Genomic DNA, 2,626 nt, shown 5'->3' with positions numbered 1-2,626 from the left:
AGGTGGCGTGACGGCGTGCCTTTTGCATAATGAGCCTACGAGTTACTCTTCACTGGCAAGGTTAAGTGCTTCAGGCACGGATCCGAAGCGAAAGCGAGTCTGAATAGGGCGCATAGTCAGTGGAGGTAGACGCGAAACCTTGTGATCTACCCATGGACAGGTTGAAGGTGCGGTAACACGTACTGGAGGACCGAACCGATAAACGTTGAAAAGTTTCCGGATGATCTGTGGGTAGGGGTGAAAGGCTAATCAAACTGGGAAATAGCTCGTACTCCCCGAAATGTTTTTAGGAACAGCGTGGGCATTTAGTTTCATAGAGGTAGAGCTACTGATTGGGTGCGGGGGAGTCAAATCCTACCAAATCCAGACAAACTCCGAATGCTATGAAATATGGCCTGCAGTGAGGCGCGGGGTGCTAAGGTCACGCGCCGAGAGGGAAAGAACCCAGACCATCAGCTAAGGTCCCCAAATTACCGCTAAGTTGAACTAACGAGGTGCGATTGCATAGACAGCTAGGATGTTGGCTTGGAAGCAGCCATTCATTTAAAGAGTGCGTAACAGCTCACTAGTCGAGCGATCGTGCATGGATAATAAACGGGCATTAAGCGGTATACCGAAGCTATGGGATTGAAATATATCGGTAGGGGAGCATTCCGGCGGCGGCGAAGTTGCAGCGTGAGCTGTGGTGGAGCTTCCGGAAAAGCAAATGTAGGCATAAGTAACGATAAGGCGGGAGAGAAACCCGCCCACCGAAAGGATAAGGTTTCCTGATCAACGCTAATCGGATCAGGGTTAGTCGGGTCCTAAGGAGAACCCGAAGGGGATATTCGATGGACAACTGGTTAATATTCCAGTACTTTTTATAGCTGCGATGTGGGGACGGAGTAGTGACACTGCCGCGATCTGACGGAATAGATCGTTGAAGGCCGTAGGTATATCGAACACAGGCAAATCCGTGATCGATGCTGAAAGCTGATAGTACCGCGAGCCTTCGGGCAAGTGGATAGCGCAGGTAATCAGACTTCCAAGAAAAACCGCTAAGCTCCAGGCTATAAAAACCCGTACCGCAAACCGACACAGGTATCCGGGAAGAGAATTCTAAGGTGCTCGAGTGAATCATGGCTAAGGAACTCGGCAAAATGGCCCTGTAACTTCGGGAGAAGGGGCGCTGTCAGCAATGGCAGCCGCAGTGAAAAGGCCCAGGCGACTGTTTAACAAAAACACATGGCTTTGCAAAATCGAAAGATGAGGTATAAGGCCTGACACCTGCCCGGTGCTGGAAGGTTAAGAGGGGATGTCAGCCGCAAGGCGAAGCATTGAATCGAAGCCCCAGTAAACGGCGGCCGTAACTATAACGGTCCTAAGGTAGCGAAATTCCTTGTCGGGTAAGTTCCGACCTGCACGAATGGTGTAACGATCTGGGCGCTGTCTCAGCCATGAGCTCGGTGAAATTGTGGTCCCGGTGAAGACGCCGGGTACCCGCAACGGGACGGAAAGACCCCATGCACCTTCACTACAGTTTAACATTGACATTGGGTACAGGATGTGTAGGATAGGTGGGAGGCTTTGAAGCGGCATCGCCAGGTGTCGTGGAGCCAACGTTGAAATACCACCCTTTCTGTATTCGGTGTCTAACTCCGCCCAGCGGAGGACATTGTTTGATGGGTAGTTTGACTGGGGTGGTCGCCTCCAAAAAGGTAACGGAGGCTTTCAAAGGTAAGCTCAGTACGCTTGGTAACCGTACGGGGAGTGCAATAGCATAAGCTTGCTTGACTGTGAGGCATACAGGCCGATCAGGGTCGAAAGACGGATATAGTGATCCGGTGGTTCTGCATGGAAGGGCCATCGCTCAAAGGATAAAAGGTACGCTGGGGATAACAGGCTGATCTCCCCCAAGAGCTCATATCGACGGGGAGGTTTGGCACCTCGATGTCGGCTCGTCACATCCTGGGGCTGGAGAAGGTCCCAAGGGTTCGGCTGTTCGCCGATTAAAGTGGCACGCGAGCTGGGTTCAGAACGTCGCGAGACAGTTCGGTCCCTATCTGTTGTGGGCGTAGGAATTTTGAGTGGGGCTGACCTTAGTACGAGAGGACCGGGTTGGACTAGCCTCTAGTGAATCTGTTGTCCCGCCAGGGGCACTGCAGAGTAGCTACGCTGGGAATAGATAAGCGCTGAAAGCATCTAAGTGCGAAACTAGCCACGAGATGAGAATTCCATATAGGGCCGTAGAAGACTACTACGTTGATAGGCTACAGATGTAAAGCTGGCGACAGCACAGTCGAGTAGTACTAATAACCCGAAGCTTTCAAAAGCTGCACACCGTTGTTTGTTCTTCCCATTGACTTCTTTCAATAATATGTCATTGTTTGATAGTTGTTGGGTTTCTAGTTTGTTAGTTGTCTGGTATCCGGACGGCCGACCGGCGAACCTTCCCATGACTGGAAAACATTTAAAATATTCAGGTGCCTATATCGGCGGTGTCCACCTCTTCCCATTCCGAACAGAGAAGTTAAGCCCGCCTGAGCCGATGGTACTGCGGTAACACGTGGGAGAGTAGGTCGGTGCCTATACCTAAACGCCCCCTCCAGAAATGGTCGGGGCTTTTTTGATTCAACGCCACCGACCG

At 51.4% G+C, this 2,626-nt stretch carries 2 rRNA genes; both read left to right on the top strand.

Features of this window, described 5'->3' with window-relative positions:
• Positions 1-2,312: ribosomal RNA gene (locus JHD79_RS22390) — 23S ribosomal RNA — on the top strand; the annotation flags it as partial.
• A gap of 146 nt (positions 2,313-2,458) precedes the next feature.
• Positions 2,459-2,570, top strand: a 5S ribosomal RNA gene (gene rrf / locus JHD79_RS22385).
• Positions 2,571-2,626 lie beyond the last annotated feature (56 nt).

It is taken from the genome of Pedobacter sp. ASV28 (assembly GCF_016428855.1).
GTDB lineage: Bacteria > Bacteroidota > Bacteroidia > Sphingobacteriales > Sphingobacteriaceae > Pedobacter.
The sequence above is the reverse complement of the archived record's forward strand: the minus strand, read 5'-3'. Positions and strand labels throughout refer to the sequence as shown.